Genomic DNA, 23,557 nt, shown 5'->3' with positions numbered 1-23,557 from the left:
GAATCTTGGTTGAACGGCAAGAATTGGGCTTCGGCATAATCATGGATAAGCTCGGGTTGGAAATGCAATACCGTCGGTGCCTTGATTTGAAGAATCAGTGCGTTTGATTTCGAATTCCTTCTTCCTTTGCGCTTGATGAACCTGAGTGATCGAGAAGAAGAAATATATAGTAAAAGCATATTATTACTGGGAGATATCGATGTGTCGGCGGTGATTTTGAGGTACGAACCTCAAAATTTTCTGGACTTGAGGTGCGTACCTCAAATAGCCTTATAGACATGCCGCGATTCGCACATCCTCGAATGACGGTGCAAAAAAAGGGAGGAATGGATGACTTACTCAAAACTGGCCTCGGCCAGCGCAATAGTCCTTGCCGCTACTACTCTTTCTACAAGGGCATATGCCGAAGACCTGACACTGTGTTGGGCAGCATGGGACCCGGCCAACGCTCTAGTTGAGCTTTCAAAAGAATTCGAAGCTGAGTCCGGCCATACTATGAACTTCGAGTTTGTGCCGTGGCCAAATTTTGCGGACCGGATGCTGAATGAGCTGAACTCTGGGGGTAAGCTCTGTGACCTGTTGATCGGAGATAGTCAGTGGATCGGCGGGGGCGCTGAAAATGGTCATTATGTAAAACTGAATGATTTCTTCGATGCCGAGAGCATCAGCATGGACGATTTCGCGCCGGCAACGGTTTACGCCTATTCGACATGGCCTAAAGGTACTCCGAACTACTACGCATTGCCCGCAATGGGGGATGCAAACGGCTGGTTCTATCGCAAGGACTGGTTCGAGAATCCGGACATCCAAGCTGCGTACAAGGAAGCAACAGGGCAAGATTTGCGTGAACCTCAGTCTCAGAAAGAATTGCTGCAAATCGCGCAGTTTTTCCAGGGTCGTGAGATCGATGGAAAGACGGTCTACGGTGCGGCGATCTTTACAGAGCGTGGGTCCGAAGGGATCACCATGGGTGTGACCGGAGCGCTCTATCCGTGGGGCTTCAAATATGAAAACACACCAGGATCCTACGATATGGAGGGTGCCGTAAACTCGCCCGAAGCAGTCGAAGCGCTAGAGTTTTACAAAGAATTCTACAAAACAGCGACACCCCCAGGATACACAAACTCCTACATGGGAGAGAGCTTGGACGCCTTTAAGTCCGGTCAGGTCGCCATGGCTATGAACTGGTTCGCGTTCTTCCCGGGTCTCTATGCCGATCCCAATACCGGTGGTGACAAGATCGACTTCTTCGTGAACCCACCACAAAATCAGGCAGGCTCGACACTGGGCGGACAAGGTATCTCTGTTGTCAGCTACTCTGACAAACAGGACGCCGCGCTTGAGTACATTAAGTGGTTCGCGCAGCCAGAAGTTCAGGCCAAATGGTGGGAACTAGGCGGCTACTCAGCACATAATTCGGTGCTGGAAGATCCTGGTTTCGTAGACAGCCAACCGTTCGCCGGTGACTTCCTCGAAGCAATGGCCGGGGTGCAGGATTTCTGGCAAGAGCCTGCCTACGCGGAACTGCTGCTGGCAATGCAGAAGCGCATCCACGACTACGTGGTTGCCGACCAAGGCACAGCTCAAGAAGCGCTTGATCTTCTGATCGAAGATTGGACGGAAGTCTTCGAAGACGAAGGCAAGCTTTAGTCCGGACACAGGCAGGAGCGGGTGCAAACCCGCTCTACCTTCACCCGTGAGTCCCAAACCAACAAGAACTGGCAAAGAGATGTCTGACAGGACCGTAGATCGCGTTGCGCAGGCAACGCCCGAGCGAGTTGCGCGAAAAATTCGGGGGTTATCCGACCGCGCGATCGCCTGGGTATTCATCTCCCCAACGATATTTCTACTGCTGGCGATCAATATCTTCCCTTTGATCTGGACCATCCAACTGAGCTTTACCAACTACAAGGCCAACCGGATCGGCCGTGAAGTCAAAGATGTCGGGCTCAGGAATTACGAGCGTATCCTGACGGACTCGGACACCTGGCTGAACATGCAGGCGACGGCGCATTTCCTGTTCTGGACGATTTTTTTTCAAGTCCTGATCGGATTTACTCTGGCGTGGTTGATCAACAAGAAATTCAAGGGCAATGATCTTTGGACCACGATCATCGTGCTGCCGATGATGTTGTCGCCTGCCGTCGTCGGGAACTTCTGGAAGTTTCTCTATCAGCCCCAGATCGGTCTGTTTAACTACATCGTATCGTGGTTTACCGGCAAAGACCCGTCGAGCTTTGAGATGCTCGGGTCCGTAACGCTGGCGCCCTGGTCCATCGTGATTGTCGACACCTGGATGTGGACCCCCTTCGTGATGCTCATCTGTCTGGCCGGGCTGCGCAGTATTCCCGATTACATCTACGAGGCAGCTGAGATCGACAGGGCCAGCAAGCTGCGCCAGTTCTTTACGATTACCATCCCGATGGTCCTGCCATTCCTCATGTTGGCGGTGCTGTTTAGAGGGATCGAGAACTTCAAGATGTTCGATCTGGTGGTGCAACTGACGGGCGGCGGGCCAGGGTCTGTTACGGAGCTGACCTCCATCAATTTGAAGCGCGAAGCCTTTGAGAAATGGCGCACGGGTTATGCCTCGGCCTATGCGATCATCCTTTTCGTCACAGTGTTCGGCCTTGCGTCGATCTACGTCAAAGCCCTGAACAAAGTGAAACAGAGATGAGCAGTTTTTCCGTCACCGAACCTTCGAACCGTTCAAAGTGGATCGCCGGGTTTCTGGTTATCACCTATGCGCTGATCACGATGATCCCGCTGGTTTGGATTTTGCTAACTGGCTTCAAGTCTCCAGCCGACGCGATCAGCTATCCGCCCAAGGTTGTCTTTGACCCAACACTTGAAGGCTATGTCAATCTCTTCACCACTCGCACACGGCAGACGCAGGAGTTCCTGGAAGCAAACCCGCCACAGAACTGGGCCGATGAGATCGTCCGGCAATATGACATGGTTATTGTCGGGCCATCCAAGTTTGGCGAGCGTTTTATGAATTCGGTGATCATCGGGTTTGGATCGACGTTCCTAAGCATCTTCCTTGGCACCTTGGCTGCCTATGCATTCAGCCGTTTCAAGGTGCCGCTCAAGGATGACCTTCTATTCTTCATCCTCAGTACGAGAATGATGCCCCCGGTTGCCGTTGCGATCCCAATCTTCCTGATGTTCAGAAACCTCGGTCTAAGCGACACGCATTTGGGGATGATCCTTCTCTATACGGGTGTGAACATCTCGTTGGCTGTTTGGCTGCTGAAAGGGTTCATCGACGAAATCCCGCGAGAGTACGAGGAAGCGGCACTAATAGACGGCTACACCCGGTTTCAGGCGTTTTACAAAGTTGTACTGCCGCAGGCTGCGACGGGTATCGCTTCGACAGCGATCTTCTGCCTTATCTTTGCATGGAACGAGTATGCGTTTGCCGTGTTGCTGACATCCGCGAATGCGCAGACCGCGCCGCCCTTTATTCCCACCATCATCGGGATCGGTGGGCTGGATTGGCCTGCAGTTGCGGCTGGTGCCACGATATTCCTGATTCCGGTCATGATTTTCACCATCCTGATGCGCAAACACCTGCTGCGCGGGATCACATTCGGAGCGGTGCGCAAATGAGCGAGTTTCTATCAGGATTAATGCGTTTTCGCCGAGGCCCATGGGAGATGGTCGCGACCATCCTCATCGCGGTCGGCGTATTTATGCTGATGCAACCGTTCGTCCTTTGGGCGTTCACTTATTCCTTCATCGTTACGCTGATCGGAACTGTCATGTTCATCATCGTCAGCCATTTTCCGGAGTAGAAATGGCCCAGATCGTTGTCAAAAACGTAAAGAAGATGTTCGGCGACTTCACGGCTGTCCGCGAAAGCTCGTTCACGATTGAGGACGGTGAGTTTTTCATGTTGCTAGGGCCATCTGGCTGCGGAAAAACGACGACACTGCGGATGATCGCAGGCTTGGAACTTCCAACGTCGGGTGAAATCTACCTAGACGGCGAAGAGATCAGCCAGCGACCCCCATCAGAGCGAGACATCGCTTTCGTATTCCAAATGTTTGCGCTGTATCCACATATGAACGTGCGTAAGAATATCAGCTATCCGTTGATATCGCAGGGGATGCCGCGCTCAGCTGTTAAAGCCAAAGTGGAAGAAGTTTCCGAAATTCTGGGGATAACAGACATTCTGGACAACCCTGTCGGCGGGCTTTCTGGTGGGGACAGACAGCGCGTCGCGCTTGGACGCGCGATTGTGCGTGAACCCAAAGCATTCATGATGGACGAGCCTCTAGGCGCATTGGATGCTGAGTTTCGCGAGCATATGGCTGAGGAACTGCGTGCACTTCATGATCGCATGGGTGCGACCACGGTGTATGTCACGCACGATCAGCTGGAAGCCATGCAGATGGGCGACAAGATCGTCGTGATGAACAACGCCGAAATAGAGCAGTTTGGCACGCCTCAGGAAATCTACGACAAGCCCTCGACAATGTTCGTCGCAGACTTCATTGGGTCTCCGTCAATGAATTTTTTGCCGTTTCGGGGCAAGGTCGCACCCGGCTCTGAGTTGGTCCGGTTGAACGGACACGATGAGGCTGTTCCCAAACTGATGGAAGGGGCAGAGGGAGATCTGGTGTTTGGTGTTCGTCCCGAGCACGTGTTTCTGTCCGACACAAGCGACTATAGGGCCAAAGTTCTGGCGGCAGAATACCTTGGGACAACTCAAATCGTAACGCTACAGAGTCCGAATGGAGAGCTGAAAGCCCGTATTGATGCGCGCGAGACGGTAAATCCCGGCGAAACTGTGGGTCTGGAGTTTAGGTCTCCGACCATCACGCTGTTCAAAGAGTCCACGGGCAAAGCTCTCAGGTCGGTTCTGAACGATGAGGTATTGGGTCATGGCTGAAGTCGTTCTGGAAAGCATCTCAAAGTCCTTCGGCAGCCTGAAGGCAGTCGATGATATCTCGGTTACGATCCCCGACGGCGCTTTTGTCGTGCTGCTGGGCCCGACTGGCGCCGGAAAGACGACTACACTAAGGTTGATTTCCGGGCTTGAAAAACTCGATTCCGGCTCAATTCACATAGCTGGTCGGGATGTGGGGTTTGAAACGCCCGCTCAACGTGATGTTGCGATGGTTTTCCAGCAATACTCACTTTACCCGCATATGACGGTGCGCGAAAACCTGTCTTTTCCGCTACGATCTCCGATCCTAAAGACACCAGAAGACGAAATCACAAAGAAAGTGAATGAAGTCGCAGAGATACTGCAAATCCCGCATAAGCTGGACAACAAAGCTACCGAACTGTCCGGCGGCGAAATGCAACGGGTGTCGATTGGGCGAGCGCTGGTGCGCGATCCACAGATTTTTTTGATGGACGAGCCGCTTAGTTCGTTAGATGCAAAGCTGCGTGCGGACTTGCGAGTTGAGTTGAAGAGAATTCAGGCGGATTTGGGGTCCACGCTTCTGTACGTGACCCACGACCAGGTTGAAGCGATGACCATGGCAACGCATATCGGCGTGCTGGAAGAGGGCAGGTTGGTTCAGTACGGCACGCCTCGGGACATCTATGAAAACCCGCGCAGCGTCTATGTCGCCAGCCGTTTGGGATTGCCGCGGATCAATATTCTGCCATCTCACTTGTTTGGCGGGAACCATAAAGGCCCTCAGATTGGCTTACGTCCCGAGCATATCGTGGAAGGCGAGGGCAGTGATGCTCGTGTCATCCGGGCCGAACATCTGGGTGACCAAACGCGATTGCATCTAGATTTGAACGGCCACTCGGTCGTGACCTTGATCGATGTTCATCAGGATTACCCCGCTGGGCAAACGATAAAAATAAGCCCGCACAACCCATTGTATTTTGACGCCTCTGGCGCACGCGTGACTTAAGGAGCAAAAGCATGGCCCAGTTCCTCAACACCAAAGAAACCCTTGTAACAGAGGCGATTGACGGTCTTTTGGCCGCTTCTGGCGGCGCATTGACCCGATTGGACGGCTACCCGCATATCAAGGTGGTTTACCGCTCTGATTGGGACAAATCCAAGGTGGCATTGGTGTCTGGTGGCGGGTCTGGTCACGAACCTGCTCATGCTGGGTTTGTCGGGGCTGGCATGCTGACTGCGGCTGTGTGTGGAGAGGTGTTTGCATCGCCTTCAGTTGAGGCGGTTCTTGCGGGCATTCTGGCCGTGACCGGTGAGGCGGGGTGTTTGCTAATTGTGAAAAATTACACTGGTGATCGGTTGAACTTTGGGCTTGCGGCGGAACGCGCCCGCGCCTTGGGGCGCAAGGTTGAGATGGTGGTAGTCGATGATGACATCGCCTTGCCGGATCTGCCGCAGCCGCGTGGTGTGGCCGGGACCTTGTTCGTACACAAAATTGCAGGCGCGCTTGCGGAAGATGGCGCTGACCTGGACACAGTGACCAAGGCTGCAAAAAGCGTCATCGGTAAAGTGGTCAGTATCGGGATGAGCCTCGATACCTGCACCGTTCCGGGATCTCCGAAAGAGGACAGGATTGCACCGGGCAAAGCCGAGTTGGGCTTGGGAATCCATGGCGAACCGGGTGTTGAGCAGGTGGATTTTGCCAACGCGGTCACGGCTATGTCCACCGTCGTAGGAAAGTTAAAACAACGGATTAGCTCGGGGGAATGTGTTGCGTTGGTTAACAACCTCGGGTCTACAACCCCACTGGAAATGTCCGTGTTGACGCACGCGTTATCCGAAACAGGGATGGCGCGTCACATTATCGGTCCTTCGCCAATGATGACATCTCTGGACATGCACGGATTCTCTGTTTCTGTCTTGCCCGTGAGCGAAGGCGAACTGTCGGCGCTTGAAGCTCCGGTCGCTCTCGTGGCATGGCCAGGCGTCAATTCTATTGATCCAATTCAAGTCGCGCCTTTGCCTGATGGCTTGACACCGATTGATCCTATTCCATCCAACAATCCCGCGACGAAGGAAACGATCACGCGATTGTCCGAATTGATGATAAATGCTGAGAAGGACCTGAATGAGTTAGATGCCAAGTCCGGCGATGGAGATACCGGCAGCACATTGGCAACTGCGGCCAGGGCTCTGCAGGGTAGTCTGGACCGAATGCCACTTGCGGATCTGACGCAACTTTTTCCGGCTTTGGGCAACGAACTCAGCCAAACAATGGGTGGTTCTTCAGGGGTCATTCTTGCCATCTTTTTCAATGCAGCAGGAGACGCCTGCGCCAGTGGCGCATCGATCCCGAAGTCTTTGGCGGAAGGTTTGAACCGCGTCAGCCAGGTTGGGGGCGCGAAGGTCGGCGACAGGACAATGATCGATGCGTTGGCACCTGCTTTGGACGCTCTGCCTTTGGGATTGGTCCAAGCTGCACATGCAGCGCGCGAAGGCGCGGACAGCACTGCAAATATTCACCGTGCCAAGGCCGGTCGGGCCGCTTATGTTCCCGAGGAAAACCTGATGGGAAACAACGACCCTGGCGCTGAAGCCGTCGCCTTGCTGTTCGAGGGGTTGGCGCAGGAGATTAAAGGCTGAACGACACGTGAAAGAGCAAAAACACAAACTAGAATTGGTGAACAAACCAACTGTGAATGACATTGCGCGTGTTGCGGGTGTCAGTCTGGCAACCGTTGATCGTGTCCTGAACAGACGGCCGGGCGTTCGTGCAGTGACTGTACAAAAGGTTCAACAGGCAATTAATGAGCTTGGCTATGTCCGCGACACCGCTGCAGCCAACCTTGCGAGAAAGCGTGTCTATAACTTCTTGTTTGTGCTGCCCGATAGCGACAACGAGTTTGTCGAAGCGCTTAGCAAGCAAATCGTAGAACAGTCGCGCGATCAGTTCATCGAGCGGACGCGTATGAAAATCCAACGTGTCGCTCCATTTGATCCCCAGGAAATTGTCGAAATCCTAGACGCCTTGGACATTCGGGAAGCCGATGGCGTCGCTGTCTTCGGTCCGGAAACACCGTCGGTACGTGATGCAGTGAAACGGGTCCGGGACAAAGGCGTTCCAGTCGTCGCGTTGGTGTCTGACCTGCCCAGCTCGGAGCGCGACCACTTCGTCGGAGTTGACAACGTATCGGCTGGTCGGACTGCGGCACAGTTGATGGGGCGCTTTGTGCATCGCAAGGGAAAGTTGTTGGTCTTGACAGGCTCGCGCTTGGCACGGGATCATTTGGAACGACGGCAGGGTTTCGATCTGGTGATTGCCGAAGATTTTCCGCATCTCGAAGTTGTGGCGTCGGTCGAAGGTCGCGATGACCCTGAGCTGATTTACAAGATGATGCCCGAGATTTTTGAGACCTATCCAGATCTTGTCGGTATCTATTCTTCCGCTGCTGGCAACGCCGGTTTGATCCAGTTTCTGTCCGACAGCAAAATCAGCAAAGATCTGGTGATCATAGCCCATGAACTCACGCCGCTCAGCCGTGACGCACTGAGCCGTGGAACATTTGATGCGTTAATCTCGCAGGATTCAGGTCACTTGGTCCGATCCGCGGTCCGTCTGTTGCGCGCAACATCAGACAAGGTTCCGTTCAACAAGGCACAAGAACGTATTCGCATCGATATCTATCTGAAGGAAAATTTACCGCCATAGAGGCATCGGTTTTTGGGGAGGAGACATTATGGAAACGATTAAAGGCCCGGCGTTGTTTCTGGCACAGTTCGCCGGAGATGAAGCGCCTTTCAACTCGTGGGACACCATTACCAAATGGGCGGCGGATTGTGGGTACAGAGGCGTTCAGGTGCCCAGTTGGGACGGCCGGTTGTTTGATCTTGAAACCGCTGCCTCAAGCACGGATTACTGCGATGAATTCAAGGGCAAGGCCAAAGAGAACGGCGTGGAAGTGACGGAGTTGTCCACGCATCTTCAGGGCCAACTTGTTGCCGTGCATCCCGCATACGACGCAGCATTCGACGGCTTCGCCGCCGAAAGCGTCAGGGGAAACCCAAAAGCCCGGCAGGAGTGGGCCGTTGATCAGGTTAAGAAGGCGCTGTCAGCTTCCAAAAATTTAGGGATATCAGCGCACGCGACATTCTCTGGCGCGCTCGCATGGCCTTATGTTTACCCTTGGCCGCAACGTCCTGCTGGCCTTATCGAAACAGCATTTGATGAGCTTGCCAGCCGTTGGGTCCCGATCCTGGATCACGCAGAAGATTGTGGAGTCGATGTTTGTTATGAAATCCATCCAGGCGAGGATCTGCATGATGGCGTGACCTATGAGATGTTCCTCGAACGGGCGGGCAATCATGCTCGGGCTTGTATGCTATACGACCCGTCGCATTACGTTCTGCAGTGTCTCGACTACCTGGATAATATCGACATCTACAAAGACCGAATCCGGATGTTCCATGTCAAAGACGCCGAGTTCAACCCGACCGGTCGGCAGGGCGTCTATTCTGGTTATCAAAGCTGGGTTAACCGGGCAGGGCGTTTCCGCTCGCTTGGTGATGGTCAGGTCGACTTTGGGGCCGTTTTTTCGAAAATGGCTGCAAACGATTTTGACGGCTGGGCCGTGGTCGAGTGGGAGTGCTGCTTGAAACACCCAGAAGACGGAGCGCGCGAAGGCGCGCAATTCGTTTCTGACCACATTATCCGTGTCACAGAGAAAGCATTCGACGACTTTGCGGATGGCGGCACCGATATGGCGGCCAATCGAAAAATGCTGGGGATAGACTAATGGTAACTGGACGCAGTGAAGTAAAATCAGGCCGCATTCGCCTTGGCATGGTTGGTGGCGGCACTGATGCTTTCATAGGAGGTGTGCATCGAATTGCGGCGCGCTTGGATGACAAGTTCGAGTTGGTCGCAGGTGCCTTGTCTTCAACGCCAGAAAAATCTCGAGAAAGCGGAGAAGCGTTGGGGCTCGAACGGGTCTATGACGACTTTAAGCAGATGGCGATCAGAGAAGCGCGTTTGAAATCGGGGATCGAAGCAGTCTCGATCGTCACGCCTAATCACGTTCATTACGCCGCAGCGCGAGAGTTCTTGAAACGCGGTATTCACGTGATTTGCGACAAGCCCCTCACTTCGACCCTTGCGGATGCCAAGAAGCTCGTGAAGGCGGCGGAGAGTTCAGGCGCGCTGTTCATTCTAACCCATAACTACACCGGTTATCCAATGGTCAGGCAGGCGCGTGAGATGGTCGCCAACGGCGAGATTGGCAATATCCGCGTGGTTCAGGTTGAATATCCGCAGGACTGGTTGACCGAGCAGCAAGACTTTAAGCAAGCCGAATGGCGAACCGATCCTGAGCGTTCCGGAGCAGGGGGATCGACGGGTGACATCGGAACCCACGCCTACAATATCGCCTGCTTTGTGACAGGCTTGAAGGCGGAAAGCCTTGCGGCTGACTTGCAGGCCTTTGTGCCGGGGCGTAGGGTCGACGATAACGCACATGTCCTGCTGCGGTTCGACGGTGGCGCGCGCGGGATGCTGTGGTCGTCCCAAGTTGCCCCCGGCAATGAAAACGCACTGCGATTGCGTGTCTATGGTGAAAAAGGTGGGATCGAGTGGGCGCAGGAAGATCCAAACTATCTTTGGTTTACGCCCTATGGTGAGCCGAAACGACTGATCACCCGAAATGGGGCCGGAGCCGGGGACGCCGCCAACCGTCTGAGCAGGGTGCCTCCGGGCCATCCGGAAGGGTATCTGGAAGGTTTTGCAAATGTCTATAGTGAAGCTGCGGACGCCATAACAGCGTTTCGAAGTGGCAATTCAGCTGATCCATCGGTGATCTATCCCACTGTTCAGGATGGATTGAATGGTGTCAGGTTCGTTGCAGCTTGCGTGCAAAGCTCTGAAAGAAATGCGGCTTGGGTAAAGTTGGAGTAGCGCGACAGTCGTCTTGACACTGCGTCTTCCGTAATTAATTTTACTAACTAAAATAAAACTCAAAGGATGGCGCCGAATGTATCTTGGATTGGATTTGGGAACGTCGGGTCTCAGAGGCATTCTGATCGATGAATCCGGTCTCGTCGTCAGCGACGCAGAAGCTGGCATTTCTACATCGACGCCAAAACCCGGCTGGTCCGAGCAGAATCCGTCAGATTGGATTAGCGCGTGCTTAGAAGTTGTCGCGAATCTCCGTGCGGACAACGAACCGGCATTCGCAAAACTTCGCGGCATTGGTCTGAGCGGACACATGCATGGTGCCACTTTATTGGATGCCAGTGGAAGGGTTCTTAGGCCCTGCATTCTATGGAATGATACACGCTCGGCGGACGAGGCAAGTACACTCGACCAGATTCCACAGATGCGCACCATATCAGGAAACATCGTTTTTCCTGGCTTCACGGCCCCGAAACTGGAATGGGTGCGATCGCACGAGCCCGAGGTGTTCTCAAAAACAGCCAAGGTTCTATTGCCTAAAGACTATCTGCGGTTTTGGCTGACGGGTGATTACATATCGGACATGTCAGACAGTGCCGGCACATCATGGTTGGACGTAGACAATCGGCAGTGGTCGGAAACGGCTTTGGGTTTGGGGCACATGCATGCCTCACAGATGCCGCGTCTTGTCGAGGGGAACGAACCGGCTGGTGAGTTGAAAACTGAGCTGCGGCGGGCGTGGGGGCTTTCCAATCCTGTCGTTGTGGCAGGTGGCGCAGGCGACAATGCGGCCGCCGCCTGTGGCATCGGGAGCATTCGGGACGGCGCGGGTTTTGTATCTTTGGGAACGTCCGGAGTTCTTCTTGTTGCTCGGGATGCATATGCTCCGGCACCTGAAACTGCTGTACACTGCTTTTGCCACGCTGTTCCCGAAATGTGGATACAAATGGGGGTCATACTCTCGGCAACAAACAGTATGAATTGGTTGTCTCGCAATCTAAGTCAATCTGTGGAAAAACTGGCGTCGATGGTACCCGGCAGTATAACCGGACCCTCTTCGATTGCGTTCCTACCGTACCTTTCAGGCGAGCGAACGCCGCATAACAACAGCCGGATCCGAGCAGCTTTCTTAGGCATAGATGTCGCGTCGGGCCCCGCTGAACTGACACAATCTGTGATGGAAGGCGTCGCCTTTGCGATGCGGGACTGTCTTGAAGCCTTAAAAAGCACAGGAACCGTACCGACCAACTTGATGGCTGTTGGAGGAGGCGCACGATCCAGGTTCTGGTTGGAAACAATGGCGACCGTATTGCAAGTGCCGTTGGGCTTGCCAAAAGGCAGTGATTGCGGAGCGGCGATGGGCGCAGCGCGCCTCGCTATCTGCGCGGCCAACAACGCAAACCTCGGGGACATCATGACACCGCCCAAAATTCAGGAAGTTATCGATCCACGTAACGATCTGGCCGAACACTATGAAAGGGAATATGGGCGATATCGACAGTATTACATGGCACTGGCGCCCTTGGCGGCAGGATGACGCCTGCAATGGAATATTCTTCTCGGGTCGAGACGGTTATGCTGACCGATGGCGATATGCGGGCATCGGTACTGAACTACGGGGCAATCACTCAAAGTTGGTGGTTCAAGGATATACCGCTTATTTTGGGGTTTGATGATCCAATCAAGTACTTACTCGATACAAGTTATGTGGGCGCAGTTGTAGGTCGTGTTGCGAACCGGATCGGCGGCGCGCGGTTCGAGTTGGCAGGCACACGTTTTGGGCTTAGCGCCAATGAGGGTAAGAATACTCTGCATGGCGGGGCTGAGGGGCTTTCCAAACAATTCTGGAACCTTAGACAGACCGCACCGAACGAAGTGGTATTGCACTACCTTTCACACGACGGGGAAAGCGGTTTTCCTGCGAATGTCCGGTTCGAGGTCAGCGTCACGCTGCGGTACCCACGGTTGACCTATATATTAAAAGGTTATCCTGACCGTCCTACGCCGATCAGCCTAACGCAGCATAACTATTATTCGTTGGGCAGCTCAAAAGGTGTCGACGCACACAAGCTGGAACTGGCCTCTGTCCGCTACTTGGAACTAGACGAACAAGGAGTTCCGTCCGGTGCGGTGTGTTCGACCAAGAACGGCGAACTTGATTTCTCTGCGCCCAGATCGATCGGGCATGTTCCAAAGGCCATCGACCACTATTTCTGCTTTGACCTGAATCGCGATCCAACTGGTCCGATCGCGAAGTTCACCGCACCGTCTGGTCTTTCTCTGACTGCTTATTCTGACCAACCCGGAGTACAGGTCTATTCGGGTGCCCAATTGGCGAAGCCGCTAAGCGGTTCGGCTGGTTTGTGCATCGAACCCTCCGGATATCCGAATGCGCCCAACATACCCTCGTTTCCTTCGATCATATGCACCTACGAGAAACCGTACAGGCAGGTGCTCACGCTCGAGATTTCGGAAGATGGCAATGAGAGCTAGGTTAGTCATTTCCACCATTGGCTTTTTGATTGCCGGCAATGGCGCCAACGCTCAGGAGCTTGGGCCACCTCCAACTTTCCTAGAACCTGATTTCGACCGCGTTGAACTAGGACAGTTGCTATTCTACGACCCGATTTTGTCCGGCAACAAGAACATCAGTTGCGCGACCTGCCATCACCCGAGGTTTGGCACTTCGGACGGCCTTTCGTTAGGAATCGGGGAAGGCGGGATTGGCCTGGCTGCTGAACGCAGGCTGGATCCCCAGAATACGCCGGAGCAACGCATCCCCCGTAATTCACCGGCGCTTTGGAATCTTGGTGCGACAGAGTTTACGACGTTTTTTCATGATGGGCGCCTTGAGGCCGATCCAACACAACCCAACGGGATTAGAACACCTTTGGGGACACATATGCGGTCCGGTTTCCAATCGGCATTAGCGGCGCAGGCGATGTTCCCGGTTCTTTCACCAGACGAAATGGCCGGTCATTACTCGGAAAATGACGTCAGCAAGGCAGTTCGACTCGGGCTTTTGACACAGCAAGGCGGCGCGTGGGATCTGATTGCAGCACGTGTTGCCGCTATCCCAGAATACAAGCAGCGGTTTGAAGCCATTACGCCGGGTGGTGAGATATCTTTCACGGCCATAGCAAATGTGATCGCAGATTTCATCGCGTTCGAATGGCGCGCAGATAACAGTCCTTTTGATCGCGCGATGCGAGGCGAGGCCACACTATCCGAAGACGCCGAACTTGGCATGAACCTGTTTTATGGAGAGGCGGGGTGTAGCGCATGCCACGTGGGATGGTTCCAAACAGATCACAAGTTTCATTCGATCGCCCTTCCGCAAATCGGGCCCGGAAAGGCCGCTCGATTTGAGAACCATGTCAGAGATGATGGTCGTCTTCGCGTCACGGGTAACTCCGAGGACGCGTTTGCCTTTCGTACGCCATCGCTCCGCAATGTGACGCTAACCGCTCCTTACGGGCACAATGGAGCATTTGCACGGCTGGAGGATATCGTACGCCACCATCTGGACTCGGTTTCTTCTTTGCGAAGCTACACTACTGAAATGGCTTATTTGCCAGATTTTCCGGGTTCTGAAGACGAAACTCCGCTGCTGGATCAGCAACATCTAGATGCCATAGCCAAAAGCAACGGTTTACCGAAGGTTGTTCTAACGGATAATGAGATCGACGCGTTATTGAGCTTTCTGGCAAGCCTTGAAGACCCTGCACAGAGGTTGGGCGTTCCCGCCTATGTTCCAAGCGGTCTGCCGGTAGATCAATAGTCACCTATGCATTTCAACGATCTGGTTCGGTACGACCTCCTGCCACGCACCGACTTCTCCGTCCGGCCATATTACCCGTAACTGTACTTGAGTTTCAGCCCCCAAGCCGAAATGATGATAGCCAGCCGTGCCTCCTACATGTCCGCCGCCAATAGTTATTTCGCGGGTCTGTAAGCCCCATCTGGTTTGAACCTCGACAAATCCGCCTACCGCTGCCCAATTGAATTTGTCCTGAGTAACTTCTACCAACAGCCAATTGCCACCTGCTGAAATATTCTGGTTGACCTCAAGTTTTGATCCACGGTTTACGACCACCAGATCGAGCCGCCCATCGTTGTTCAGATCCGCAAGCGCTGCGCCGCGAGACTTCGCTATCGACGCAACACCAGCCTCTGCCGAAGCTTCGATAAACTGACCTTCCGAATCCTGAACCAAAAGGTTGTTCGGGTCGTTCAGTGCTGCATCGGGCATTTGCTCGACATTGCCTTTGGCGACGAAGATGTCGTCTCTGCCGTCATTGTTGACGTCTCCAAACTGCGCGTGCCAACCGGTCGACGGCCTTCCGTCATTGCCGACATGCGGCCTGTGGGCAGTCGTGCCTTTTTCATAAGTTGCATCGCGCCACGTCGGGCCGCCGGTATCGGGGTCAAAAATTTGGAGTTTTTGGTCACCCATCGAAGTCAAGTAAACCTCAGGAAAGCCGTCTCCGGTCAGATCGCGAGAGGCAATTCCCATGCCCCAGATCGAATAGGGCAGCCATCCGTCTTCGGGCGAATACAATCGGGGCTCTGGCTCCATGGCCCATAGTTGCTCTTGCCCACCACGAACATAATAGTGGCGGTCGTTGCTGATACGGAGGTCAGCACGTCCGGTTCGCGCCCAGTCTGAAAACAAAATGGAAAGCGAGCAATATCCCGGTTTCAGATGCTGGGGTTGGCCATAACTGTTCCCGTTCGGGCGATAGAGCAGGGTTGGCCCGCAGGATTCAAACGGACCTTCTGGATCGAAGCGATCCACGTAAGTTCCAAACGCCAGAGTCGGCATAGACTGGCCTTCTTCCCAAGTGGCTGAAAACCCTGTGGTCCAGTGATCTTCGGATTGGAACTCGATGTTATCGAAGGGACGGAACTGACAATCCGACTGCCCTTGAAGCAGCACATCTTCACCAACGCGCAAAATGGCCAGGTCAGTCAAGCCGTCGCCGTTAATGTCTAATGGGTAAGCACCGGTTACTCCCGTCAAGAACAGTGGATCCGGCGTTTCAATCCGAAAAGAAATCTCGCCCTGAGAGGTGTTTTTGAACAGCTGAGATCGATTGGATCCGCCCGCGACGAACAATTCGGGAAACGTGTCGCCGTCACAGTCGAAAACTGCTACGCCACCACCCACAAAATGCTCCCAACCGCCGTCGTAGATATGTGCAGGTACATCTATTACTTTGAATTGCGGTTGAGTGCCCGCTTCGGCAGCCGCGGCAAGAAAGAGTAATGCCGCAAGTTCAGGACGCATTCGCCGCAAGCTCCTTCACCTTCAGGATCGAGACTTGTTCGATCCCATAGGCGGCCGCACCTTTGGCCCACATCAGATCACCCCAGTGATGCACTTTGATTTCAGGCAAGGGTGCGTCGACATTCACAACACCATTTCGAATGCGCGTCATAACTTCGGCTGAGCAAAGGTGTTCAAAACTCATTTGCGCGCCCGATACAATAATGCACTGGGGATCGAACAGATTAATCAGATTGGATACTCCAAGCCCGAACATCTGTCCTGCACGCGCTAGAACCGAGGCGGCTCTATCATCACCGGAATTGGCGCGAGCGTGGATATCCGAGACCGTTTGCATATTATCGGCGTGACCTGTGACAGTCATTTCCCGGATCAGGGCGTAGTCCCCCACATAGGCTTCCAGACACCCTCGTTGTCCACATTGGCATAATGCGCCATCGAGTTGCACCTTAGTATGCCCAAATTCGGCCCCGCACCCTCTTTCCCCGCGATAAAGTCGGCCGTCCAGAACGATGCCAAGCCCAACACCATGTTCGATCGTGACGACAAGGAAATTCTTCAACCCGTTGCCTAGCCCAGAAAGCTGTTCAGCCTTTGCGACAAGGTTCGCGTCGTTTTCCACGAATGCAGGGCAGGGGAGTTCTTTCGCAAGTAAAGGGCTGAAGTCAATGTTTCTTTCAGTTACCGAGGATGACCAGTGGACAAAGTTCCTTGCCGCATCAATCTGCCCGGCCAATCCGATTGAAACGCCAGCCAAGTGTCCGATTGAAAGACCGACCCGTTGGCACGTATCTTCAAGGGCTTCGCGAATAGTCGATATAAGGTTCGTCGGCGACATTCGGGCGTCTTCAAGCGGGACGTTGTGCGACGTCACCTCGTTGCCTTCAAAATCCACCAAAATGACCGAGATCACCTGACGAGCAATCTTCAGGCCCGCAACAAGGATGGATTGGCCATCCAATTGCAGCAAAACTCTGGGCCGACCTCTTTTTCCAGACTTTGACTGAGCTTCGCCTTCGGTTTCCTTGATCAGCCCTGCCGAGATCAGATCAGCCGTCGCTGAAGTGATCGTGGCAGGGCTGGTCTCCAAGGCGGATGCGATATCAATCCGCGATACGGATCCATTGCTTCTGATCTGTTCCAACACCCGCAGGCGGGTCGCGTTTCGTTGGTCCAAAGAAACTACAGACGCTTTGCTTTTCAGCATCTTGACCTCGCGAATCTTATCTTTGGTTCAATCTATTTGAATTTTGATGCGTCTTATAGACTAAATATTTTACCGACTGAAATAAATGTGTTATTTAAAATTGTGAGAGCCGCGAATCGAGTTGAGATGGCTCTGCATATGGGAGGAAATCATGAAAAAAATTCTCAGCTTCTCAGCTGTAGCCACGCTGCTGGCCTCGACTGCGTTCGCAGAGCCGGTAGTTGGCGTAAGCTGGTCCAACTTTCAGGAAGAGCGCTGGAAGACAGACGAAGCCGCGATCAAATCGGCGTTAGAAGCCGGCGGTGCCGAGTATATCTCGGCCGATGCGCAATCATCCTCGGCCAAACAGCTTTCGGATATCGAAAGCCTAATTGCGCAAGGCGTGGACGCGCTTATCATCCTAGCGCAGGACGCGCAGGCCATTGGACCGGCGGTTCAGGCCGCGGCGGACGAAGGTATTCCTGTGATTGCCTATGACCGTCTGATCGAGGACGACCGAGCATTTTATCTGACCTTCGACAACGTGGAAGTCGGCAGAATGCAGGCTCGGGCTGTCTTTGAGGCCATGCCCAAAGGCAACTACGTGATGATCAAAGGCTCTCCTACTGATCCAAACGCAGATTTCCTGCGCGGTGGTCAGCAAGAGATCATCGGAGCAGCCGTCGACAGCGGTGACATTGTAATTGTTGGTGAAGCCTACACAGATGGTTGGTTGCCCGCGAACGCGCAGCGGAACATGGAACAAATCCTGACCGCGAACGAAAACAACGTGGATGCAGTCGTTGCGTCGAATGACGGTACTGCAGGCGGTGTTGTTGCTGCGCTGACCGCACAGGGCATGGAAGGCATTCCGGTTTCCGGTCAGGACGGCGACCACGCGGCATTGAATCGTGTCGCACTGGGAACGCAGACGGTTTCGGTTTGGAAGGATGCTCGCGAACTTGGAAAGGCGGCTGGTGAAATTGCTGTCGCATTGAGCGGTGGGACAAGCCCTGCTGATGTCGAAGGCGCAGTTAGCTGGACATCACCGGGTGGGACCGAGATGAACTCGGTTTTCCTAGCGCCTGTTCCAATCACTAAGGACAACTTGTCCGTGGTTGTTGATGCCGGATGGATCCCGCTGGAAGATCTTTGCCAAGGCGTTGAAAACGGACCTGCCCCTTGTAACTAAACCACTCAGCCCTGGGCCCTTTTGTCCGGGCCTGGGGCAAATGCTGAATATGAAAGATCGGAAATGACCGAAACTTCGTCTCAGCCGGTACCTGAAAAAGCGAAACCCAGCCTGTTCCAGCAACTGGAACTGGATATGCGGCTTTTGGGAATGATCGGCGCGTTTGTCATCCTGTGCATCGGGTTCAACATCTTCACAGATGGAAGGTTCCTGACGCCGCGCAATCTATTCAACCTGTCCATCCAGACAGTTTCGGTCGCCATCATGGCATGTGGGATGGTGTTCATTATCGTCACGCGGCACATCGACTTGTCGGTAGGAGCGCTGCTGGCAACTACCTCGGCTGTGATGGCAATGACGCAAACTGAGCTTTTGCCGCAAGTCCTTGGGATGGGTTTGAACAATCCAGCAACCTGGGCGATCACCATTGTTGTCGGGCTGTTTGTCGGCACGCTGATTGGTGCGTTTCATGGCTGGATGGTCGGATACCTGACGATACCAGCCTTCATCGTCACGCTTGGTGGATTTCTGGTTTGGAGAAACGTGGCGTGGTATTTGACTAGCGGTCAGACGATCGGTCCTCTGGATAGTACATTCCTGATGTTTGGCGGGACCAACGGGACATTGGGAACGACGACAAGCTGGCTGTTCGGCTTGTTTGCTACCGCAATCGCGATCTGGGCTTTGTGGAGCAGTCGTCGCGCAAAGGCGGCACATGGATTCCCCGTCAAACCTGTCTGGGCCGAAGCCACTCTGGCCGGGATAATCGCAATCGCCATCCTTGGGTACGTTTACATCGTAAACAGTTACGCCATACCAACGCGGCGGCTGCAACGTATGTTCGAAGCGCGCGGAGAGACAATGCCAGAGGGGCTGGTCGTCGGATACGGCATACCGATTTCTGTACTCATCCTAATCATCGTGGCTGTCACGCTGACAATTGTGGCGCGAAAAACCCGGTTTGGTCGGTACATCTTTGCCACTGGCGGCAACCCGGATGCGGCAGAGCTTTCGGGTATCAACACTCGACTGCTAACCGTGAAAATCTTTGCTTTGATGGGTTTCTTGTGCGCCGTGTCCGCGGTGGTCGCCTCGGCCCGCTTGGCGAACCATTCGAACGACATTGGTACGCTCGACGAACTTCGGGTCATAGCAGCTGCAGTGATCGGAGGAACCGCATTGTCGGGCGGCATCGGCACTATCTATGGCGCGATCCTGGGTGCATTGATCATGCAGGCGCTGCAATCGGGCATGGCAATGGTTGGCGTTGACGCGCCGTTTCAGAACATCGTCGTCGGCAGCGTCCTCGTGTTGGCCGTCTATATCGACATCGTTTACCGCAAGCGACTGGGGGCAAAGTGATGCAAGCTCAGGATACGCAGAAAAAACCTTCTGGCACTGGGCGCGGTTCAGGCGCGCCGCCATTGGTCGAGATGCGCGACATCTCGATTTCCTTCGGTGGGATCAAGGCCGTCGACCATGTGTCGGTCGATCTCTATCCGGGTGAAGTCGTTGGCCTGCTTGGCCACAACGGGGCCGGAAAGTCCACGTTGATCAAGGTATTGTCCGGCGCCTATCAGATGGACCACGGCGAGATTCTGATCGATGGCAAGCCGGTCGAGATTGGCAATCCTCGTGACGCCCGGGCGAACAATATCGAAACGATATATCAGACGCTCGCCTTGGCCGACAATCTGGACGCGACATCAAACCTGTTCCTGGGGCGCGAGATGACGACGCCTTTTGGCTTGGTCAACGACGCAGCCATGGAGGCCGAGTGCCGAAAGATCATGGCGCAGCTCAACCCAAACTTTCAAAAGTTCAATGACCCGGTCTCCGCCTTATCGGGTGGGCAAAGACAATCAGTGGCGATTGCTCGGGCCGTCTATTTCAATGCCCGCATTCTGATCATGGATGAACCCACTGCGGCGCTTGGGCCGCATGAAACCCAGATGGTGGCGGATCTGATCCACCAGCTGAAGGCGCAAGGAATTGGGATATTTCTGATCGATCACGATGTGCACGCCGTCATGGAACTGTGCGACCGCGCCTCGGTCATGAAGAACGGAAAACTGGTTGGGACGGTCGATATCTCAGACGTAACTGATGACGATCTTTTGTCGATGATCATTCTCGGCAAACAGCCAGCACAAAAAGCAGAGTAGGGGGCAGAAATGCCAAGTGGATTTTTTGAAGGGATCGAGAAGGTCCAGTTTGAAGGCGTGGACAGCAAGAACCCGTTGGCCTTTCGTCACTACGACCCGGATGAAATAATCATGGGCAAGCGTATGGAGGACCATCTGCGGTTTGCAGTGGCCTGGTGGCATTCATTCGCGTGGGAGGGCGGAGACCCCTTTGGTGGACCTACGTTCGAACGCCCATGGTATCCTCAGGACGATATGGGCCGGGCCCGACAGAAGGCAGATATTGCATTCGAATTGTTTGCGCTTTTGGGGCAGCCATTCTTTTGCTGGCACGACGCTGACATCCGGCCCGAACAGGGAAATTTTGCCGATAACCTGCGCACATTGGAAGATATCACCGATTATATCGGTGAAAAGATGCAGGTGTCTGGTACCAAGCTGCTTTGGGGCACGGCCAATATGTTCAGCCATCGTCGCTGGATGTCTGGCGCCAGTACCAATCCTGATCCCGACGTTTTTGCATTCGCTGCAGCGACCGTGAAATCCTGCATGGATGCAACTCACAAGCTCGGCGGCGAAAACTATGTTCTGTGGGGTGGTCGTGAGGGCTACGAAACCCTTCTGAACACGGATTTGAAAACCGAGTTGGACCACATGGGCCGTTTCTTGAACATGGTCGTTGAATACAAACACAAGATTGGGTTCAAAGGAACTATTCTCGTTGAGCCCAAGCCTCAGGAGCCGTCCAAACACCAATACGACTACGACGCCGCGACTTGTATTGGATTTCTCAGGAAGTACGGGTTGGAGGACGAGGTCAAGTTGAACCTGGAGCAGGGGCATGCGATCCTGGCCGGACACAGTTTCGAGCATGAAATTGCGGTTGCCGCTGCCGAAGGGATGCTTGGCTCGATCGACATGAACCGAAACGATTACCAATCCGGGTGGGATACGGACCAGTTCCCGAATAACACGCCAGAGGTTGCTTTGGCATATTACTACATCCTGAAAGCTGGTGGCTTTACAACTGGGGGCACAAATTTTGACGCCAAAATTCGTCGGCAATCGCTTGATGCAAAAGATCTTGTTGCAGCCCATGTCGGCGGAATGGACATTTGTGCACGGGGCTTGAAAGCTGCGGCTGCTATGGTTGAAGACGGTGGCTTGGAGGACGCGCTGACGGAACGATATTCCGGTTGGAACACTCCGGAAGCAGTTTCTATGTTGGGTAGCAGTCTGGAAGAGATTTCTGCCCGGGTTCTACAGGAAAATACCAACCCGAAACCACAATCTGGGCGTCAGGAGATTCTGGAGAATTATGTGAACAGGTTTGTGTGACCAAGGAAAACTGCAATCTGGGAACTGTCAAAAGAATCTTGTCAGAAGAACTTTGCTTGGGCGGGGTAGGGGTGTTGCGTAGCTTTTACCCATGACCAGACCTGCATCTTTCAAATACTATAATAACCGGTTCTGAGATCATCCGCTTGACCGTGATGCTGTACATCCGATTCCCGCTCTCGCTTCGGAATGCCGTAGATCTGTTGCACGAGCGAGGCATCGACGTGAGTCACGAAACCGACTGCTACTGTTGGAACAGGTTCGGTCCAATGTTTGCCTTTGATATCCGAAGAATGCGGGTGCAACAACTGCGCGCACTCTCGATATGGAAGTGGCACGCCGACGAGATTTTGTGAAGGTGAATGGTAAGAGACACTGCCTCTGGCGGGTTGTTGATCACGAAGGCGAGGTGCTGGAATCCGTTGTCACCAAACGCCCAAACGAGTAGCCGCTTATTTTGGGATCAAGATCAGTGGTTTTGGGACTGGGTAAACAGCCTACTGTATTCACTGCAGTGATCAGTCACCATTTAGTGCGAGCAAAGGATTACAGCGGGCATTGACGCTCAGCTATCGTCGGACAAGCGCCAGATGTCTTGCTCTCCAAACCCACGGATTGTTCGCGCGCCGACATTCTCAAGGTCAAACTGATCTTTGAGGACCTGCGCGACTTCGTCCTGGACTGAAATCTGCATCGGGTCAGAGAATTCCTGAAGTCTGGAGGCCAGATTCACAGCCGGACCAAAGATATCGTACACATACTTCTGGATGCCAACGACCGACCCGACTACCGATCCCGTGGCCAGTCCAATTCTGCACCGCCACTGATGCGGATGGCTCAGGTTTCGGCGGGTCAAATAGCGTACGAAACGAATGGCTGTGTTTGCGATTGCCTTGGCGTGATCCGGAGTCGGATCGGGCAGACCAGCAACGGTGATATATGCGTCTCCGATCGTCTTGATCCGTTCGCAACCGAATTGCTCACCAATGCGATCAAACGCGCTGTAAATATCGTTCAGTTCAGTGACGGTGACGCTTGGGTCCTGCGAGGCGACCATATCCGTGAACCCAACGAAATCGAGCATCAGGACGGAGACGGGATCATAGAGTTGTGGCGTAACCACGCCGAAAGTCTTGTACTCTTCGTAGACCGACCGGGGCATCAGATTTAGCAGCAGTTTTTCAACCTGCTCCTTTTCCCGCTTCAACTCGCGCGTGTTCCGTTCCACCATCATCGAATAGGAGTCGATCATGGACTCCAGCTCTTTGATACGGGTGATGTTCTGACATACCAGAACCAGCACATCGTCGTGCGCGACCGTGAAATCGAGTGCGATCACCAGTGTGCGGCGTTTCTTTTTGAAGGTGATTTCTGATGTATGTCGCCCGGTGCCGGACAGGCTTGTTTGCACTGTGTCGATATCCAGATCAGGAAAGAGCTGCTGCAATTGGTCTGAAGGGCCATCGGCACTGAACCACTCGTCAAACGTATCATTGCGGAACCCAAACTTCAGCGATTGACGGTCCAGTAGGGCAACGCCCACACCAATCGCGCGAAGGAGCTGTTCATTGATGGCTTCGATGGTCATGA

Annotated in this window: 20 protein-coding genes and 1 pseudogene; 18 read left to right on the top strand and 3 right to left on the bottom strand. The window is 53.8% G+C overall.

Annotation, left to right across the window (positions count from 1 at the left end; translation table 11 throughout):
* The first annotated feature begins 330 nt into the window (after positions 1–330).
* The 13 genes from ACR0AW_RS05235 to ACR0AW_RS05175 all read left to right on the top strand — a co-directional run bounded on the left by ACR0AW_RS05235 (position 331) and on the right by ACR0AW_RS05175 (position 14,598).
* On the top strand, positions 331–1,650 hold the full coding sequence (locus ACR0AW_RS05235) for an extracellular solute-binding protein (protein WP_170424759.1): 1,320 nt from the start codon (positions 331–333) through the stop codon (positions 1,648–1,650).
* A 79-nt stretch (positions 1,651–1,729) separates the two neighbouring features.
* Entirely contained in the window at positions 1,730–2,677 is a 948-nt protein-coding gene (locus ACR0AW_RS05230) for a carbohydrate ABC transporter permease (RefSeq protein ID WP_170567725.1), read from the top strand.
* Complete coding sequence (locus tag ACR0AW_RS05225) at positions 2,674–3,612, top strand: carbohydrate ABC transporter permease (protein ID WP_010442361.1); 939 nt, start codon at positions 2,674–2,676, stop codon at positions 3,610–3,612. Before ACR0AW_RS05230 ends, ACR0AW_RS05225 begins: the two co-directional genes overlap by 4 nt.
* Entirely contained in the window at positions 3,609–3,797 is a 189-nt protein-coding gene (locus ACR0AW_RS05220) for a hypothetical protein (RefSeq protein ID WP_170399676.1), read from the top strand. The genes ACR0AW_RS05225 and ACR0AW_RS05220 overlap by 4 nt, the downstream gene beginning before the upstream one ends.
* Positions 3,798–3,799: 2 nt before the next feature.
* Entirely contained in the window at positions 3,800–4,897 is a 1,098-nt protein-coding gene (locus tag ACR0AW_RS05215; protein WP_170511808.1) for an ABC transporter ATP-binding protein, read from the top strand.
* A complete protein-coding gene (locus ACR0AW_RS05210; protein WP_170511811.1) occupies positions 4,890–5,882 on the top strand; it encodes an ABC transporter ATP-binding protein in 993 nt (330 codons plus the stop codon). Before ACR0AW_RS05215 ends, ACR0AW_RS05210 begins: the two co-directional genes overlap by 8 nt.
* An 11-nt stretch (positions 5,883–5,893) precedes the next feature.
* Positions 5,894–7,516 carry a dihydroxyacetone kinase subunit DhaK gene (locus ACR0AW_RS05205; RefSeq protein WP_170511813.1) on the top strand — a complete coding sequence of 541 codons (1,623 nt, stop codon included), beginning with the start codon at positions 5,894–5,896 and terminating at the stop codon, positions 7,514–7,516.
* A 37-nt stretch (positions 7,517–7,553) separates the two neighbouring features.
* The gene (locus ACR0AW_RS05200; RefSeq protein WP_170733447.1) at positions 7,554–8,582 is read left to right on the top strand and encodes a LacI family DNA-binding transcriptional regulator; all 1,029 of its coding nucleotides are present in this window, start codon (positions 7,554–7,556) and stop codon (positions 8,580–8,582) included.
* Between the two features lie 28 nt (positions 8,583–8,610).
* A complete protein-coding gene (locus tag ACR0AW_RS05195) occupies positions 8,611–9,666 on the top strand; it encodes a sugar phosphate isomerase/epimerase family protein (protein ID WP_170512759.1) in 1,056 nt (351 codons plus the stop codon).
* Positions 9,666–10,820, top strand: a complete 1,155-nt coding sequence (locus ACR0AW_RS05190) for a Gfo/Idh/MocA family protein (protein WP_170612520.1) — start codon at positions 9,666–9,668, stop codon at positions 10,818–10,820. Before ACR0AW_RS05195 ends, ACR0AW_RS05190 begins: the two co-directional genes overlap by 1 nt.
* A 76-nt stretch (positions 10,821–10,896) precedes the next feature.
* Positions 10,897–12,354, top strand: coding sequence for a xylulokinase (gene xylB, locus ACR0AW_RS05185; RefSeq protein ID WP_170733446.1), 1,458 nt, complete (start codon positions 10,897–10,899; stop codon positions 12,352–12,354).
* A gap of 8 nt (positions 12,355–12,362) precedes the next feature.
* A complete protein-coding gene (locus ACR0AW_RS05180; protein WP_170733445.1) occupies positions 12,363–13,310 on the top strand; it encodes an aldose epimerase family protein in 948 nt (315 codons plus the stop codon).
* A complete protein-coding gene (locus ACR0AW_RS05175) occupies positions 13,300–14,598 on the top strand; it encodes a cytochrome c peroxidase (RefSeq protein ID WP_170733444.1) in 1,299 nt (432 codons plus the stop codon). The genes ACR0AW_RS05180 and ACR0AW_RS05175 overlap by 11 nt, the downstream gene beginning before the upstream one ends.
* On the opposite strand, the gene ACR0AW_RS05170 is transcribed toward ACR0AW_RS05175, so the two are convergent.
* Both ACR0AW_RS05170 and ACR0AW_RS05165 read right to left on the bottom strand, forming a co-directional pair.
* Positions 14,599–16,107: a CRTAC1 family protein gene (locus ACR0AW_RS05170; protein ID WP_170733443.1), complete on the bottom strand. Its 1,509-nt coding sequence runs from the start codon at positions 16,105–16,107 to the stop codon at positions 14,599–14,601.
* Positions 16,097–17,314 (bottom strand): ROK family transcriptional regulator, encoded by a 1,218-nt coding sequence (locus ACR0AW_RS05165; protein ID WP_170733442.1) that lies wholly within the window; start codon positions 17,312–17,314, stop codon positions 16,097–16,099. Before ACR0AW_RS05165 ends, ACR0AW_RS05170 begins: the two co-directional genes overlap by 11 nt.
* Before the next feature lie 151 nt (positions 17,315–17,465).
* Here ACR0AW_RS05165 and xylF point away from each other — a divergent pair, with 151 nt between their 5' ends.
* From xylF to ACR0AW_RS05140, 5 genes and pseudogenes are all read left to right on the top strand, one after another.
* The gene (gene xylF, locus ACR0AW_RS05160) at positions 17,466–18,485 is read left to right on the top strand and encodes a D-xylose ABC transporter substrate-binding protein (protein ID WP_170512769.1); all 1,020 of its coding nucleotides are present in this window, start codon (positions 17,466–17,468) and stop codon (positions 18,483–18,485) included.
* Positions 18,486–18,548: 63 nt separating this feature from the next.
* Positions 18,549–19,847, top strand: coding sequence for a sugar ABC transporter permease (locus ACR0AW_RS05155; RefSeq protein ID WP_170396208.1), 1,299 nt, complete (start codon positions 18,549–18,551; stop codon positions 19,845–19,847).
* Positions 19,847–20,650, top strand: coding sequence for an ATP-binding cassette domain-containing protein (locus ACR0AW_RS05150; protein ID WP_170403439.1), 804 nt, complete (start codon positions 19,847–19,849; stop codon positions 20,648–20,650). The genes ACR0AW_RS05155 and ACR0AW_RS05150 overlap by 1 nt, the downstream gene beginning before the upstream one ends.
* A gap of 9 nt (positions 20,651–20,659) precedes the next feature.
* Positions 20,660–21,967 (top strand): xylose isomerase, encoded by a 1,308-nt coding sequence (gene xylA / locus ACR0AW_RS05145; RefSeq protein WP_170733441.1) that lies wholly within the window; start codon positions 20,660–20,662, stop codon positions 21,965–21,967.
* A 91-nt stretch (positions 21,968–22,058) separates the two neighbouring features.
* Positions 22,059–22,409: pseudogene (locus tag ACR0AW_RS05140) on the top strand (DDE-type integrase/transposase/recombinase); the annotation flags it as partial.
* Between the two features lie 123 nt (positions 22,410–22,532).
* On the opposite strand, the gene ACR0AW_RS05135 reads toward ACR0AW_RS05140, so the two are convergent.
* The gene (locus ACR0AW_RS05135) at positions 22,533–23,555 is read right to left on the bottom strand and encodes an adenylate/guanylate cyclase domain-containing protein (RefSeq protein WP_170396212.1); all 1,023 of its coding nucleotides are present in this window, start codon (positions 23,553–23,555) and stop codon (positions 22,533–22,535) included.
* Positions 23,556–23,557 lie beyond the last annotated feature (2 nt).

It is taken from the genome of Ruegeria sp. C5, from assembly GCF_056537605.1.
Note: the sequence above shows the minus strand (reverse complement) of the source record. Positions and strands in the feature narration are given on the sequence as shown.